Origin of the sequence: Rhizobium sp. 25PS6 (genome assembly GCF_032464655.1) — a bacterium.
In the GTDB taxonomy this organism is placed as follows: Bacteria; Pseudomonadota; Alphaproteobacteria; order Rhizobiales; family Rhizobiaceae; genus Rhizobium; species Rhizobium laguerreae.
In genome coordinates, this window is record NZ_JAWDIV010000010.1 from 203115 (window position 1) to 218655 (window position 15541).

Sequence of the window (15541 nt, forward strand, 5' to 3'; positions counted from 1 at the left end):
AAAGACATGGCAAGGCGGGGCCGCCTCGCGTAAAAGACGCCGTCTGTTTACCGGATCAACGTCCCGGTGTCATCAATCTCTGAGCAGCTCGTTGATGCCGGTCTTCGAGCGGGTCTTTTCATCGACGCGCTTGACGATGACGGCGCAGTAGAGATGCGGCGCCGGCTGGCCGTTGCCCATCGTCGCATTGCCCGACGGCATCGAGCCGGCGACGACGACGGAATAGGGCGGCACTTCGCCATAGGTCACCTCGCCGGTGGCGCGGTCGACGATCTTGGTCGACTTGCCGATAAAGACGCCCATGCCGAGCACCGAGCCTTCGCGGATGATGCAGCCTTCGACCACCTCCGAACGGGCGCCGATGAAGCAATTGTCCTCGATGATCGTCGGGCCGGCCTGCATCGGCTCCAACACGCCGCCGATGCCGACGCCGCCGGAGAGATGCACATGTTTGCCGATCTGCGCGCAGGAGCCGACCGTTGCCCAGGTATCGACCATCGTGCCTTCGCCGACATAGGCGCCGAGGTTGACGAAGGAAGGCATCAGGATGGCGTTCGGCGCGATATAGGCCGAACGGCGCACGACGCAATTCGGCACGGCGCGGAAGCCGGCGGCGCGGAACTGGTTCTCGCCCCAGTTCTCGAATTTCGAGGGCACCTTGTCCCACCAGGTGGAATTGTCCGAGCCGCCCTTCACCACGTCCATGTCGTTGAGGCGGAAGGACAGCAGCACGGCCTTCTTCAGCCATTGATTGACCGTCCAGGCGCCGTCGGCGCCGCGTTCGGCGACACGGGCCTTGCCGGCATCGAGCAGATCGAGCGCTGCTTCGACGGCATCGCGAATCTCGCCCTTCGTCGACGTGTTCACATTGTCGCGATTGTCGAAGGCGGCTTCGATGATCTTTTCGAGGGATGCGAGGTCGGTGGCGCTCATGAGAATTCCTTAAACTTCGATCTTTATCGTGGAGACGGCGGGGTCTCCGGAATGCGGTTGGCGGGGATGTATCCTGCTCTACAGCATGAACCCGTAGAACGGAATGATTTTTCCGACAAGATCATATCTGGATTCAAGGCGTTATAGCGACATATCCGGCTTCGTAGCCGGCAATACTGAAAGGCATTTCGACATGGCGAAGGGACGAAACGGCGGTTCGCGGCGCAAGGATGGCGTATGGGACCCGCTGAAGAGCAGCTCGACCGACAGGCAGCGCGCCGAAGCCGTGCCGAAGACGCCGCAGACGATGTCGCCTGCCTATCGCCTTGCCTATGTCGACGAGGATTTCCTCTGCCGCGAGGAATTGCGGCCGATCCGCCTGCAGCTGGAGCTGTTGAAGACGGAGATGATGCTGACCGAACGCGGCATCAAGTCGACCGTCGTCATGTTCGGCGGCGCCCGCATTCCCGCTCCCGGCCAGAGCGCCTGGGCAGCCCGCAACGATATCCAGCGCATCAACCTGGAGGCGGCGTCGGTCTATTATGACGAGGCGCGCAAATTCGCCCGGCTCTGCTCGAAATATTCGGCCACCTTGAATTTCCACGAATATGTCATCGTCACCGGCGGCGGCCCCGGTGTGATGGAGGCGGGCAATCGCGGCGCGGCCGACGAGGGTGCGCCGTCGATCGGCCTCAACATCGTGCTGCCGCACGAGCAGGCGCCGAACGCCTATGTGACGCCGGAGCTCAGCTTCAACTTCCACTATTTCGCCATCCGCAAGATGCATTTCATGGTGCGCGCCAAGGCGATCGCGGTCTTTCCGGGCGGCTTCGGCACGCTCGACGAATTCTTCGAATGCCTGACGCTGATCCAGACCGGCCGCATGGAGCGCCTGCCGCTGATCCTCTTCGGAGAGACGTTCTGGAGGAGGATCATCAATTTCGAGGCATTGGCCGAATTCGGCACGATCGCGCCCGACGATGTCAAGCTGATCAGCTTCGTCGATACGGCAGAAGCGGCATGGAAGATCGTGCAGGATTTCTACGAACACCGCGAGTAGGGGCTCAGGCGGGCGCTTCGGCCGAACGACACGCATTCACAATTCCTCCCGCTCCTTCCCACCGGAGCGGGAAGGGAGCGGGAGGAACGGTTCGTGCGGCCTTACAGGAGCGGCCGGTCCGGCATGTCGTCGATCGAGATGACGCCGTCCTTGTTGCGGTCCATTCGCGCAAACAGCTTGTCGAAGGCGGCTGTGGCTTCCTGTTTGGAGATCTGGCCGTTCTGGTCGGTGTCGATCCGTTGCATCATCAGCGAGGCGCGCATGAAGTTGCCACCATGGCGCATCCAGCGATGTCCGTCACGACCGTCGTGGCCGTCGCGCGGCGGCCGTCCCTGGTCATTGTTGTCGGCGGTTTCAGGTGCCGTGGGTGCGGCGTTCGCATCCTTGTTTTCGCCGGCCTCCTGCTTGCGCTGGTCTCTCATCGCCTGCATCTGCGTTTGCCGGTACGTACGGATTTCACCCGGTGTCAGCGAACCGTCCTTGTTGGTGTCGATCGCAGCGAAGATCTTGTCGATGCCTGCGGTCGCCTCGTCCTTGGAGATCTGTCCATCCTTGTTCGTGTCGAACTGCTTCAGCATGCGGACATAGGTGATTTCGCGGAAGGCAGCGGCGCCCGGACCGGGTCGGCCCATGCCGGCATGCTGGCGCGGTCCGTCGCCCGGTGCGGCAAAGCCTGCCCCGGCGGCTGCGCCGAAGATGAGGGTGGAGGAAAGCGCTGCCAGTATCAGCTTGTTGCGGTACATAGTACTTGCCTTTCGTAAGGTGTCCCTTCACGAAAGAAGATATGGCCGCAGCCCCGGAAAACCCAGTTAAACATCGGTAAGCTGAGTGAAAACTTGGTAATGCTTCAGCCGGTAATCTTGCCGAGAAAAGCGGCGAGGTCGTCGGTGACGAAATCGATGTGATCCTCATCGCCGCTGGTCTTTTCCCACCATTCGACGACTGTCTCTTCCAGATTGCGCGGCACCAGCAGTACGGTCTGCATGCCGAGCGCCTTCGGCACCGTCAGGTTGCGCGGCAGATCCTCGAACATCGCCGCCTTGGTGGTTTCGACCCGCTTCAGCGCCGTGAATTTGTCGTAGGTCGCCTGCGCCGGCTTCGGCACATAATCGGCAGCGACGATATCGAAAATGTCGTCGAAATGCTCGAGGATGCCGAGCGCCTCCGCCGTCATTTCGGCATGCTTGACGCTGCCATTGGTGAAGATGAACTTGCGCCCCGGCAGCGCCTTGATCGCTTCGCCGAGTTCCGGCTGCGGCGTCAGCGCCGTGTAGTCGATCGCATGCGCCTTTTCGAGGAAATCATTCGGGTCGATGCCGTGATGGATCATCAGGCCCTGCAGCGTCGTGCCATGCTCGAGGTAATATTGCTTCTGCAGCTTGCGCGCCTCTTCCCGCTCCATCTGCAGGAGTGCCGCAACATAGGCGGTCATGTTCTTGTCGATTTGCGCGAAGAGATTGACATGATGCGGATAGAGCGTGTTGTCGAGGTCGAAGACCCAGTCGGTGATGTGCTGGAAATCGGCTCTATCAGGCGTGCGATCGATCTTGTTCATGGCGGTCTTATGGCACGGCTTATCCGCCAAGGAAATCGGCAAGAAAGATTAGACGCCCGATTTTCGGCGGACGGCGCAGGCACGGAATGCTAAAAGCGGCCCATGCTTTTCGAACGCCCCGATGATGATACGCTCTATGATGCCCTGATCGCCCGCAGTGCCGATTATGAGGGGCAGGCCTATGTCTGCGTCAAGACGACAGGCATCTTCTGTCGTCTGACCTGCCCGGCGCGCAAGCCGAAGCGGGAAAATACGCTCTTCTTCGATACGATCGCCGCCTGCATGCATTCGGGCTTCCGCCCGTGCCAGCGCTGCAGACCGCTGGAGCAGCCGGGCAGGGAACCGATCGTCGACGAACTGCTTGCCGCATTGGACTGCGAGCCGCAGTTGCGCTGGACCGAGGATGAGCTTGTGCGCCGCGGCCATGATCCTTCGACCGTGCGCCGCGCCTTCAAACGCGGGCTCGGCATGACGTTCCACGATATCGTCCGCTATCGCCGGCTGGGCGAGGCGGCCCGGCAACTGGCCGATGGCGCGCGCGTCATCGATGCACAGCTTGAGGCGGGATATGAATCTCCTAGTGGTTTCCGGACGGCTTTTCGGCGGCTGGTCGGCAAGGCACCGGCGCTGTCGCAGAACCGTGAACTGCTCTTTGCCGGCTGGTTCGACACCCCACTCGGTCCAATGGTGGCCGTCGCCGACCAGACGCATTTGCATCTTCTCGAATTCCACGACCGTAAGGCGTTGCCGTCCGAGCTCGAGGCGCTGCAGAAGCGCGTCCGCTCGTCGGTCGCGATCGGCCGCACGCCGGCGATCGACCAGATCGCGGCGGAGATCCGGGATTATTTCGAAGGGCGGCTCACGGTCTTCAAGACGCCATTGGCGCTCGGCGGCACGCCTTTCGAAAAACATGTCTGGGCAAAGCTCATGGAGATTCCCGCCGGCCAGACGCGCGCCTATGGCGATCTCGCCAGGGAGATGGAAAGGCCGGAAGTCGTGCGTGCGGTCGGTCGCGCCAACGGCGCCAACCAGCTTGCCATCATTGTGCCCTGCCATCGCATCCTCGGCGCGGATGGTTCTTTGACCGGTTACGGCGGCGGGCTCTGGCGCAAGCAATGGCTGCTGCGGCATGAAGAGAAGATCAAAGCACAAGCACCCAACACGGAGGAGACGGCATGAACCAGAACGAAAAGGCCCAGGCATTCGGCGCACTGCACCGCAAGGGCGACCCGGTTGTTCTCTACAATATCTGGGATGCCGGCACGGCCAAGGCTGTCGCCGATGCCGGCGCCAAGGCGCTTGCGACGGGAAGCTGGTCGGTGGCAGCTGCCCATGGTTATGCCGACGGCGAGAAGCTGCCGATGTCGGTGCTGGTCGAAACGGCGAAATCCATCACCGCTGCCGTCGACCTGCCGCTTTCGGTCGATTTCGAAGGCGCCTATTCGGCCGAGGCCGAGGGTGCTGCCGCCAATGTCGCCAAGCTCGTGGAGGCCGGCGCCATCGGCATCAATTTCGAGGATCAGGTGCTCGGCGGCAACGGGCTCTATCCCATCGAGAGGCAGGCGGACCGCATCAGTGCCATTCGCGCCATGGCCGAAGGGAAAGGCATCCCCTTCTTCATCAACGCCCGTACCGATCTCTTCCTGGCCGAGAGCGATCTTTGCAAACATGCCGGTCTGGTTGACGAGGCGATCGAGCGCGGCAAGGCCTATGCGGCCGCTGGCGGCAGCGGCTTCTTCGTGCCTGGTTTGATCGATCCCGCCTTGATCGAGAAGATCTGCGCGGCATCGCCGCTGCCGGTCAACATCATGATGCGGACAGGCGCCCCCGATGTGAAGGCGCTGGCAAAGCTCGGCGTCGGCCGCGTCAGTTATGGTCCGGGGCCTTACCGGTCGATAATGGAAAAGTTGAAACAGGACGCGGCGGCGATTTATAGCCCGCTTTGACGCCGAATGTCCGAGGGCCGCAGATCTAAAGCATGTCGCGCAAAAGTGTGCAGCGGTTTTGCGACAACGGCATGCGTAAAAACAAAGAGCTAAAGCGCGACGAGCGGATCCGAAGGATCGCGACGCGCTTTAGTGCGAAAGGCTGCGGCCCGGAATGAAATCCCGTTCCGCTCAGGAACGGAAGCGCAGATTCCGCCGGCTGAGCTGGCTGACCGAGGTGCAGCCCATCAGCTTCATGCCGCGCTCGATCTCTGTGCGCATCGTCTCCAGCGCCCGTTCGACGCCGGGCTGTCCGGCAGCGGCAAGCGGGAAGAGATAGTAGCGCCCGAGCCCGACGGCCTTCGCCCCCAGCGACAGCGCTTTAAGAACATGCGTTCCCCGCTGCACGCCGCCATCCATCATCACGTCGATCCGATCGCCCACGGCGTCGACGATCTCGGCCAGCTGGTCGAACGCGCTGCGCGAGCCGTCGAGCTGGCGCCCGCCATGATTGGAAAGCACGATGCCGCTGCAGCCGATCTCGGCCGCGCGCTTGGCGTCTTCCACCGACATGATGCCCTTAAGGCAGAATGGACCGCCCCATTCGCGCACCATCTCCGCCACGTCGTCCCACGACATCGAGGGGTCCAGCATCTCGGTGAAGTATCGGCTGATCGACAGCGCGCCGCCATCCATCTTGACGTGGTTTTCGAGCTGCGGCAGCCGGAAGCGCTCATGCGTCAGCCAGTCGATTGCCCAGGAAGGCTTGATCGCAAACTGGGTCATGCCGGCAAGATTGAGCTTGAAGGGAATGGCAAAGCCCGTGCGCTTGTCGCGCTCGCGGTTGCCGCCGGTGATGCTGTCGACCGTCAGCATCATCGCCTGCACGCCGGCATTTTTCGCTCGCGCCATCATCTCGCGGTTGAGGCTGCGGTCCTTGTGAAAATAGAACTGATAAACCTGCGGCCCGTTGCTGATCTGTCTCGCTTCCTCCAGGCTGATCGTGCCGAGCGAGGAGACGCCGAACATCGTGCCGTGTTTTGCCGCCGCTGCCGCGACCGCCCGCTCTCCCTGGTGGTGGAAAAGGCGCTGCAACGCCGTTGGTGAGCAATAGATCGGCATTGCGAGCTTCTGCCCCATGACGGTCACCGACATGTCGACATCGGCCACACCGCGCAAGACGTCGGGCACCAGATCGCAGGCCTCGAAGGCCGCTGTATTGCGCCGGTACGTCACCTCGTCATCGGCGCCGCCGTCTATGTAGTCGAATATCGGCCCGGGAAGACGCCGTTTGGCCATGCGCCGGAAATCGTGAAAATTATAGCAGTCTGTCAGGCGCATTTCGTTCCTCGATACCCTGTTTCCGTGCCAGGAAGATCCGCCCTTCGCAAGTGAAGGGCGCAGCCTCGTTCAGGGAACGATCAGCGTTCCGACGCCGTGCTCGGTGAAGATCTCCAGCAGGACGGAATGGGCGGTCTTGCCGTTCAGGATGACGACACCCTGCACGCCGGCCTTGATCGCATCGATGCAGGTCTCGACCTTCGGGATCATGCCGCCGGAAATCGTGCCATCGGCGATCAGCGCATGTGCTTCGGCGACGGAAAGCTCCTTGATGAGCTGGCCGTTCTTGTCAAGCACGCCGGGCACATCGGTCAGGAACAGCAGCCGGGTGGCGTTCAGCGCGCCGGCAATAGCGCCGGCGAACGTGTCGGCATTGATATTGTAGGTGGCGCCGTCGCGGCCAGGCGCCACGGGGGCGATGACCGGGATCATTTCGGAGCGGGCAAGCAGATCGAGCAGCGTCCGGTCGACCTCGACCACTTCGCCGACGAAGCCGAGATCGAGCACGCGCTCGATGTTCGAATCCGGATCCTTGATGGTCTTGCGCGCCTTTTCGGCGAAGACCATGTTGCCGTCCTTGCCGCAAAGGCCGATCGCCCATTCGCCGGTCTGGTTGATGAGCGCGACGATTTCCTTGTTGATCGAGCCGGCGAGCACCATCTCGACGATCTCGACCGTTTTCTGGTCGGTGACGCGAAGGCCGCCCTCGAATTTTGATTCGATGCCCATCTTGCTCAGCATGGCGCCGATCTGCGGGCCGCCGCCATGAACGACGATCGGATTGACGCCCGATTGCTTCAAGAGCGCGATGTCGCTGGCAAAGGCCTTGCCGAGCTCGGGATTGCCCATGGCGTGGCCGCCATATTTCACGACAATCGTCTTGTTCTCGTAACGCTGCATGAAGGGCAGTGCCTTGGCCAGAAGCCGTGCCTGCATTTCGCTTTCGGTTTCGTTCATGGGAACCCCGCAGAATTGTTCGCGGCCTTTTATCGCAAGTTTCTGACAGAGGGAATAATCCAGAGGTCAATAGTTTTTCGTATCTGTCGCGGAGCCGGACGTCGTTACCGTCTGGCGCAGGCAAGCTTGAGATGAGGAACGGCATGCAAGGCGATGAGATCGCAGACCTGATCGGCCGCGTCGCACTCGGCGATCGCAGGGCTTTCGTGGCTCTCTACAGTCAGACCGGACCGAAACTTTTCTCGATCTGCCTGCGTATCTTGAAGGATCGCACGGAAGCCGAAGAAGCCCTGCAGGAAGTCTATATCAGCATCTGGCAACGCGCGCGCAGCTTCTCCGTCGCCTCGGGTTCGTCCTCGGCATGGTTGGCCGCGATTGCCCGCAACCGGTCGATCGATGCGCTGCGGGCGCGCAGGCCCGTCGCCGACGAATTGGACACGGTCTACGATCTTGCCGATGCCGGACCCGACCCGGAAATGCAGACGGTGACCAAGGATGAAGGAAGGCGGATTGACACCTGCATGGAAGAGTTGGAAGCTGATCGTGCGGTCGCGGTGAAACGGGCTTATGTCGAAGGGCTGAGCTATCAGGAACTGGCCGATCAGTTTGGTGTTCCGCTGAATACGATGCGGACCTGGCTCAGGCGCAGCCTCTTGAAACTGAGAGAGTGCATGGAACGATGACATCGCCCGACAAAAGCAAGGGAGACCGCTCCCGCGACGAGGTTCTCGCCGGCGAATATGTGCTTGGCGTCCTGTCGCTGCAGGATCGCCGGGTGGTGGAGGAGCGCATACGCCACGACCGGCCCTTCGCTGCGATCGTCAGCCGCTGGGAAACCAACCTCTCCGCCTTCAACGACGAGTATGAAGGCGTTGCTCCGAACCGGGAAACCTTCAAGCAGATCGAGGCGCGGCTTTTCGGCGATGGTCAAAAGCCTCCATCCTTTTCTCAAGGGCTCTGGAATTCCGCGGTTTTCTGGCGCTCGCTGAGCTTCGCCTGCATCGTCGTCGCCGTCAGCGCCGTCATCTTTGCCTCCGGCGTGGTGCCCGAGTCACAGGGGCCGGCACCGCTGGTGGCCTCGCTTTCGGGCCAGAACAGCACCATCAATCTTCTCGCCTCCTACGAGCTTCAGAGCGGCCGGCTGAAAATCGTTCCGATCGCCGCCGGCAAGCCGGAGGAGAAGTCGCTGGAACTCTGGCTGGTGCCGGGCAGCGGCATGACGAGATCGCTCGGCGTCTTCCAGCCGGGCGAAAGCGGTGAACTCGTCATTCCCACCGAACTGCGCAGCATGATAGCCGATGGCGCAACGCTTGCCGTCAGTCTCGAACCCTTTGGCGGTTCGCCCACCGGCCAGGCGACTGGTCCGGTGATCGCAAGCGGTCCCTTGCGCCGGCCATAATCGCGCCGGCCGTAAATTATGTCTCCTCTCTGAAACTCTTGGCGCCGCCTTCCGTAGTTCAAAATGTCCGGACGACGCTGAGGCATAAAGCCGGCGGACGGTTTCCGGTGAGGAGAAAATCATGATCAAGTCCGTATTGCGCGGCTTCGCGCTTGCCACCGCCATGTCAGCCGTCGCCTTCGCCGCCGCGAAAAACCCGACGGTCGGCGGTGCGGCGATGTTTGATAGCAAGAACATCATCGAGAACGCCGTGAACTCCAAGGATCACACGACGTTGGTCGCAGCCGTCAAGGCAGCCGGCCTGGTCGGCACCCTCGAGGGTAAAGGCCCCTTCACCGTCTTCGCGCCGACCAACGAAGCTTTCGCCGCGCTACCGAAGGGCACCGTCGATACGCTGCTGAAACCGGAAAACAAGGCAACGCTGACCAAGGTTCTGACCTGCCACGTCGTTGCCGCCGATGCGATGGCCAAGACCGTTGCCAAGATGATCAAGGATGATGGCGGCGAGCACGACATCAAGACCGTCGGCGGCTGCGTGCTGAAAGCCAAGGAAAACATGGGCAAGATCACCCTGACCGACGAAAACGGCGGCGTCTCCCATGTGACAATCGCTGACGTCAAGCAGTCGAACGGCATCATCCACGTCGTCGACAAGGTGCTGCTGCCGAAGATGTAAGCCCGTTCGTATCGGTAGACGCATCGGGGCGCCTTCCGGGCGCCCCAAACACATAATGATGAGGTGGCTAGCGCATAACCCAGAAAATCGGAATCGATTTTCGGGGTTATGCGCAGATTCAAAGTGATAGCGCGTCTGAAAAGACGCGCGGCGCTCTATTGGGCCGCTTCAACTCTCGGGAAGACGAGGGAGACACTCATGCCGGCGTCAGGGGACGAGCTGACTTCAACCTCGGCGCGGGCATTCTGTTTCAGCGACTGTACGATCATCGCGCTCAGCTTTCCCGGCTGCGGCCAGGTGACATCCCGGGGAAGACCGACTCCATTGTCAGCAACGGTGATCCTGCATCCGGTTTCGCCGACGACACAGCGGAGCGTGATCTCGCCGCCATCGCGTCCGAGGAAGGCATGCTTCAGCGTATTGGTGAGGAGTTCGTTGATGACGAGGCCGGCCGGCATCGCGACATCGACCGAAACCGGCCAGGTATCGACCTTCATGTCCAGCCGGATCCCTTCCACGGCATGGGCCGCCATTACCGAGGCGGCAATCTGGCTGACATAGGTGCCAAGATCGACCGTGGCGTTTTTCTCTTCGTCCGACAGCGAGCGATAGAGCAGGGCCAAGGCTTCAATCCGCCCGGCAAGCCGTGCAAACCTCTCGCTTTCCTCGTTCTGTTGAGCATTGCGCGCCTCCATTCGGATGAGCGCCGTGATCATCTGAAGATTGTTCTTCACGCGATGCTGAAGTTCCCGCAGAAGGACATCCTTCTCCGTCAGCAATGCGCTGAAGCTCTCCGCGCCGGTCGCCTCGTTGCGAGCTGCAAATGCTACCAATCGGAAAAGCGGCGTGTCGTCATCGTCGATGATGGTATTCGACCAGACATCGATGATCACGGTGCTCTCGGGTTCGAGCACCAGCGAGAAGGCACCGATATACTCCTCCGCAGAGGTCACCGCGGTTGTGAGCGGCACGTCTCCGGAGATGAACGTTGAATTCAATTCGATCTCCGACCAGGGCTTCCCCTGGACCTGCTTTGCCTCAAGCGCCGTCAGCCGTTCGAATTCCAGGTTGACGTAAATCAGCGGCTCGTTGCCGGCGAGTTCGGAGACAGCCACCGCGAATGGCACATGATCGAGAAAGTGTCGAAACCGGCTATCATCGAGGGCTTCGGCAAGGTGAGGCAGGTTGCCCACACCTTCGGGCGAAAGGGGCTGGTCTTTGGTGTTAGTCATCGACGATCACTCAAGGGGGCGACTTTTCTTGCACGGGCGAGATTTGACGGTTGCTTGAAAAAACGGGCGGAGGCAAGCGCAATCGGTGCTGACCAGCCTCCGCGATCGCACCGATTATCTGTCGGCGTCTTTCTGGAGTGCTGCAAAACGGCGCGGAACAGCCACTCTGAGCCAAAGCTCTTCGCGCTTTAGGTCCTTGTTTTCTGCATAGTCTTGCGCGACATTTTTAAGCTCTGTCATACGTAAAAGATGTCAGCAGGGTCGTGACGAAATTGCTTGCCCTTTCCTTGACCAGGACTTCCGTCCATTCATCAGTCCCGCGCAGCCTCAGATCCGTGTGAATACTATCGACGGCCGCTTCTTCGATACGCTTGATATGGCTCCTGAACGAAGCTTCGCCGCCGCCGTGATACATGTCTCTGATCACCATGCGCAGGATTTCCTGAATGGCGATCTGCCATGCCGTATTGATCGATTGAATTTCGTTCGCAGTCTCTGCCATTGACGCTTCCTTAATGCGAGTGAATGCCAGCACGCCTTCGGCCATGCTGCAGCGCGTGATCTGCAAGCCCGTCACTTCAGCGCGTTTTAAATGTCGAGCCTTGTCGATCGGCTTGAGATCTCAGCGGGCTCGGGCGCGTTTCGCAATGAGGGCAGAGGTTGCCGACACCCGGTTACTATGTTCCCGCGCAAGCCGGGCCTCCCGAAGCCGCAACGTCTTTGCCTGTTGCGATTGGGCGTCGGATTCGAGCTCTTCGGCCGCCTGGTTCTTCGCGAAGAACTGGGTCTGGACGTTGCCGAAGGCGATCTCCGCCCGCTGGCGAGATTTGCTGTATGTCTCTGTCATCTTAGGCTCCGATGCTGGAGGGCTCGACACGCGAGCGAAAACGAAAAAGGCCAGGCAAATCGCCTGGCCTTGGATTGATAACGTGCTTCCGGCAGTGCCAGTACATCCGTGGTCAAAGGGAAGCAGATACCGATTTAAGCGTTCTGGAGATTGCAAGCGGACATCTTGCCCGACTTGTTGTCACGCTCGAGGTCGAAGCCGATCTTCTGGCCTTCGACGAGTTCGCGCATACCGGCCCGCTCGACGGCGGAGATGTGAACGAAGGCGTCAGCGCCGCCGTTGTCAGGCTGAATGAAGCCGAAGCCTTTGGTGGAATTGAACCATTTAACTGTGCCAGTGGTCATGATGATGAACCCTTTCATAACAATATAGAAGAACCGCAACGCCGAGGCGATGCGGATGGTGATAGCGATTTTTGAAAGGAAGTTCGTTCAGAGCGCGGTGCCAATCGCGCGATAACAAAGCCAGCAAGCAAAATTCGATGATCGCTATCTAGCTTATCAAAGCTGCGCCGTCAACCCTTAGTTTTCAGTTCGGCTTATGTTCAACCTTGGGATGCCGCGGAGACCTTTACACCAAACAGGGCTCCGTGTCCGGGGTGCGCAGGCCTTCTATTTCCAGCGGGCGATGCCGACGGTTTCGGCGATCGCCTGGCGCAGATCGTCCAGCCCATCGCCCTTTTCGGACGAGGTGGACAGCACGCCCGGATAGGCGGCCGGGCGCTTGCGGATCTTTTCCGCCGTTTCGGCAATGAGCTTCGGCACACCGGCCGCCTTGATCTTGTCGGTCTTGGTCAGCACGATCTGGTAGGAGACGGCGGCCTTGTCGAGCAGATCAAGCACGTCGTCGTCATTCTTCTTGATGCCGTGGCGGCTGTCGATCAGCACATAGACGCGCTTCAGCGTCGCGCGGCCGCGCAGATAATCGAAGACGAGCTTGGTCCACTTGTCGACCTGCTCCTTCGGTGCTTGCGCATAACCATAGCCCGGCATGTCGACGATCGCAGTCGGCGGCAGGTCGCCGCCTTCGCCGGAATAACCGTCCGGAACGAAATAGTTCAGTTCCTGCGTGCGTCCCGGCGTGTTCGAGGTGCGCGCCAAGCCCTTCTGGCCGACCAGCGCATTGATCAGCGAGGACTTGCCGACATTCGAGCGACCGGCAAAAGCCACTTCCAGCGGCCCTTCCGGCGGCAGGAAATTCAGGGACGGCACGCCGCGGATGAAGATCCATGGGTGGCCGAAGAGCGGCTTTTCGATGTCGGACATGCGGGTTCTGCAATCTCTGGGTTCGGTCTTTTACCGGGCTTCGTGGTTTTGTGGGCGGATGTCAAGCTTTGACGGGCGCCTGCGCGGCATGCCTTGTTTCCTTCGTCCGCCGCCCGGAAATGAAAAGCCCCGCCGGAGCGGGGCTTGGCAAGCGTCATTTCGACGGCGCTTCTTTTCGTCGGAACAGACCCTTCAGATTGTCGAAGAGTTCGACCTTGACGCCGTGGCGCTTCATGATCAGCCCCTGCTGCGCCACCGAGAGCGTGTTGTTCCAGGCCCAGTAGATGACCAGGCCGGCCGGGAAGCTTGCCAGCATGAACATGAACACCAGCGGCATCCAGTTGAAGATCATCGCCTGTGTCGGATCGGGCGGCGTCGGGTTCATGCGCATCTGCACGAACATGGTGATGCCCATGATCAGCGGCCAGACGCCGAGGTGCAGCAGCGCCGGCCCCTCGAAAGGCAGCAGGCCGAACAGATTGACGATCGTCGTCGGATCGGGCGCCGAAAGGTCCTTGATCCAGCCGAAGAAGGGTGCATGCCGCATTTCGATGGTGATGTAGATCACCTTGTAGAGCGAGAAAAAGATCGGGATCTGCAGCGCCACCGGCCAGCAGCCGGCGATCGGATTGATCTTCTCTTCCTTGTAGAGCTGCATCATCGCCTGCTGCAGCCCCATGCGGTCGTCGCCGAATTTTGCCTTCAACTCCTCCATCTTCGGCTGCATGCGCTTCATGTTCGCCATCGAAGCGTACTGCTTGCTGGCGAGCGGGAAGAACAGGAGCTTGACGACGATGGTCGTGCACAGGATCGCCACGCCGAAATTGCCGAAGTAGCGGAAGAAGAAGTCCATCAGCTTGAACATGGGCTTGGTGATGAAATAGAACCAGCCCCAGTCGATCAGCCGGTCGAACTTCGGGATCGAGTAGCTGGCCTCGTAACCGTCGATAACAGGCACTTCCTTGGCGCCGGCGAAGACGAGGTTCTTGAGCTCGATCGATTGGCCCGGCGCAACGGTGAAGGCATCATCCTTGTAATCGGCCTGATAGCGCGGTTGGCCATCGGCAAAGTGCGAGAAGCGCGCCTCATAGGCGGCACTTTGCGGTGGAACGATCGTCGCCGCCCAATATTTGTCGGTGATGCCAAGCCAGCCGCCGGTGGATTTCGCCGGCGTGACGGCTTCCTCCTCGACGGCGCTGTATTTGGTTTCGATCAGGCCGTCGCCGATCACGCCGATGAAGCCTTCATGCAGCACGTAGACGGAGGGCGTCGTCGGCTTGTTGTAGCGCGTCACCCTGCCGTAGGAAGACAGCGATGCGGGCGCCTGGCCGGTATTCTCGATCTTGTCGGCGACGGTGAACATGTAGCGTTCGTCGACGGAGATGGTGCGGGTGAAGGTCAGGCCCTTGTCATTGGTGTAGGAGAGCGTCACCGGCGTCTTTTCGGTGAGCTTGGCGCCCTCGGGCGCGGTCCAGAGCGTCGAGGCACCCGGAACGGCGCCTGTCGCGTCGCTGCCGATATAGCCGAGTTCGGTGAAATAGCCGTCCTTGGTCTCGGCCGGGCTGAACAGCGTGATGATCGGGCTCGAGTCGTCGACGGTCTCGTGATAACCCTTGAGCTTCAGATCGTCGAGACGGGCGCCGGCAAGGTTGATAGAGCCGGAAAGTGCCGGCGTATCGATGGCGACGCGCGGGGTCTTTGCCAGCGCCTGCTCGAGCGTCGCTGTCGCGGCTGCCTGGCCGGAAGGGGCCGTACCGCTCGGCTGGGCCGGCGTCTCGCCGCCGGCTGCCGGCTGCTGCACCTGCTCGGTCTGTTGCTGCGCCTTCTGGGCTTCCTGCGCCTTGCGCTGGGCCTCGATGCGCGGATTCATATAGAGAAACTGCCAGCCGAGGACGATCAGCACCGAGAGAGCGATCGCAATGAAATAATTGCGGTTGTTTTCCATCATACGTTCCTGGGGCGTCCGTCTCCGGAGCGCCGGTGTTTCGGCCTGGTTTCCACGCGGGATTTCAGTTCCGCGGCCAATTCCTGGAAGGACGCGTCAAGCACGTCCCTGCGCGCGACAACCACATAGTCGTGTCCGGGCTGCATTGCAAACCCCGCATGAAGCCGCACCGCCTCTTTCAGGCGGCGGCGCATACGGTTCCGTTCGACCGCGTTGCCATGTTTTTTGGTGACTGTAAAACCGACGCGTGCCTGGCTGTCGGGTTCCTTCCGGTCGAGGACTTCGAGAAGGAAGAAGCCGCCCCGGCGTTTTTCGCCCTCGCGCACGGCAAGAAACTGCGGGCGGCTCTTCAGCCGCCCGACAGTGTGTTTCTTCTCACTGATCGTCAATTCGCCCGCCATCTTTT

At 60.8% G+C, this 15541-nt stretch carries 18 protein-coding genes; 6 read left to right on the forward strand and 12 right to left on the reverse strand.

Going from position 1 to position 15541, the window contains the following annotated elements; all coding sequences use genetic code 11:
• Window positions 1-72: 72 nt before the first annotated feature.
• Entirely contained in the window at window positions 73-933 is an 861-nt protein-coding gene (gene dapD / locus RWK44_RS16570) for a 2,3,4,5-tetrahydropyridine-2,6-dicarboxylate N-succinyltransferase (RefSeq protein ID WP_168283919.1), read from the reverse strand.
• Between the two features lie 193 nt (window positions 934-1126).
• Here dapD and RWK44_RS16575 point away from each other — a divergent pair, with 193 nt between their 5' ends.
• The gene (locus RWK44_RS16575) at window positions 1127-1993 is read left to right on the forward strand and encodes an LOG family protein (protein WP_077977714.1); all 867 of its coding nucleotides are present in this window, start codon (window positions 1127-1129) and stop codon (window positions 1991-1993) included.
• 101 nt (window positions 1994-2094) lie between these two features.
• Here RWK44_RS16575 and RWK44_RS16580 read toward each other — a convergent pair whose 3' ends face one another.
• On the reverse strand, window positions 2095-2736 hold the full coding sequence (locus RWK44_RS16580; RefSeq protein ID WP_316029108.1) for an EF-hand domain-containing protein: 642 nt from the start codon (window positions 2734-2736) through the stop codon (window positions 2095-2097).
• 104 nt (window positions 2737-2840) lie between these two features.
• Complete coding sequence (locus tag RWK44_RS16585) at window positions 2841-3548, reverse strand: pyrimidine 5'-nucleotidase (protein ID WP_020048231.1); 708 nt, start codon at window positions 3546-3548, stop codon at window positions 2841-2843.
• Window positions 3549-3650: 102 nt separating this feature from the next.
• On the opposite strand from RWK44_RS16585, the gene RWK44_RS16590 reads away from it, so the two are divergent.
• Complete coding sequence (locus RWK44_RS16590; RefSeq protein WP_316029109.1) at window positions 3651-4727, forward strand: bifunctional transcriptional activator/DNA repair enzyme AdaA; 1077 nt, start codon at window positions 3651-3653, stop codon at window positions 4725-4727.
• The gene (locus RWK44_RS16595; RefSeq protein ID WP_316029110.1) at window positions 4724-5494 is read left to right on the forward strand and encodes an isocitrate lyase/PEP mutase family protein; all 771 of its coding nucleotides are present in this window, start codon (window positions 4724-4726) and stop codon (window positions 5492-5494) included. Before RWK44_RS16590 ends, RWK44_RS16595 begins: the two co-directional genes overlap by 4 nt.
• A 171-nt stretch (window positions 5495-5665) precedes the next feature.
• Here RWK44_RS16595 and RWK44_RS16600 read toward each other — a convergent pair whose 3' ends face one another.
• Both RWK44_RS16600 and argB read right to left on the reverse strand, forming a co-directional pair.
• Complete coding sequence (locus tag RWK44_RS16600; protein WP_316029111.1) at window positions 5666-6814, reverse strand: alpha-hydroxy acid oxidase; 1149 nt, start codon at window positions 6812-6814, stop codon at window positions 5666-5668.
• Between the two features lie 69 nt (window positions 6815-6883).
• A complete protein-coding gene (argB, locus tag RWK44_RS16605; protein ID WP_003556104.1) occupies window positions 6884-7771 on the reverse strand; it encodes an acetylglutamate kinase in 888 nt (295 codons plus the stop codon).
• A gap of 143 nt (window positions 7772-7914) precedes the next feature.
• On the opposite strand from argB, the gene RWK44_RS16610 reads away from it, so the two are divergent.
• From RWK44_RS16610 to RWK44_RS16620, 3 genes are all read left to right on the forward strand, one after another.
• Window positions 7915-8454 carry a sigma-70 family RNA polymerase sigma factor gene (locus RWK44_RS16610; protein ID WP_131639887.1) on the forward strand — a complete coding sequence of 180 codons (540 nt, stop codon included), beginning with the start codon at window positions 7915-7917 and terminating at the stop codon, window positions 8452-8454.
• Window positions 8451-9170: an anti-sigma factor gene (locus RWK44_RS16615; protein WP_316029112.1), complete on the forward strand. Its 720-nt coding sequence runs from the start codon at window positions 8451-8453 to the stop codon at window positions 9168-9170. Before RWK44_RS16610 ends, RWK44_RS16615 begins: the two co-directional genes overlap by 4 nt.
• Before the next feature lie 121 nt (window positions 9171-9291).
• Window positions 9292-9846 (forward strand): fasciclin domain-containing protein, encoded by a 555-nt coding sequence (locus RWK44_RS16620; RefSeq protein WP_316029113.1) that lies wholly within the window; start codon window positions 9292-9294, stop codon window positions 9844-9846.
• Between the two features lie 155 nt (window positions 9847-10001).
• On the opposite strand, the gene RWK44_RS16625 is transcribed toward RWK44_RS16620, so the two are convergent.
• From RWK44_RS16625 to rnpA, 7 genes are all read right to left on the reverse strand, one after another.
• A complete protein-coding gene (locus tag RWK44_RS16625) occupies window positions 10002-11078 on the reverse strand; it encodes a sensor histidine kinase (RefSeq protein WP_316029114.1) in 1077 nt (358 codons plus the stop codon).
• Between the two features lie 226 nt (window positions 11079-11304).
• The gene (locus tag RWK44_RS16630) at window positions 11305-11580 is read right to left on the reverse strand and encodes a hypothetical protein (RefSeq protein ID WP_025392943.1); all 276 of its coding nucleotides are present in this window, start codon (window positions 11578-11580) and stop codon (window positions 11305-11307) included.
• 120 nt (window positions 11581-11700) lie between these two features.
• A complete protein-coding gene (locus tag RWK44_RS16635; RefSeq protein ID WP_027666179.1) occupies window positions 11701-11925 on the reverse strand; it encodes a hypothetical protein in 225 nt (74 codons plus the stop codon).
• A 134-nt stretch (window positions 11926-12059) separates the two neighbouring features.
• Entirely contained in the window at window positions 12060-12269 is a 210-nt protein-coding gene (locus RWK44_RS16640) for a cold-shock protein (RefSeq protein WP_003588915.1), read from the reverse strand.
• Between the two features lie 267 nt (window positions 12270-12536).
• On the reverse strand, window positions 12537-13190 hold the full coding sequence (gene yihA, locus RWK44_RS16645; RefSeq protein ID WP_131639883.1) for a ribosome biogenesis GTP-binding protein YihA/YsxC: 654 nt from the start codon (window positions 13188-13190) through the stop codon (window positions 12537-12539).
• A 154-nt stretch (window positions 13191-13344) separates the two neighbouring features.
• A complete protein-coding gene (gene yidC, locus RWK44_RS16650; protein WP_168329162.1) occupies window positions 13345-15135 on the reverse strand; it encodes a membrane protein insertase YidC in 1791 nt (596 codons plus the stop codon).
• Window positions 15135-15536: a ribonuclease P protein component gene (rnpA, locus tag RWK44_RS16655; RefSeq protein WP_020048241.1), complete on the reverse strand. Its 402-nt coding sequence runs from the start codon at window positions 15534-15536 to the stop codon at window positions 15135-15137. The genes yidC and rnpA overlap by 1 nt, the downstream gene beginning before the upstream one ends.
• Between the last annotated feature and the right edge of the window lie 5 nt (window positions 15537-15541).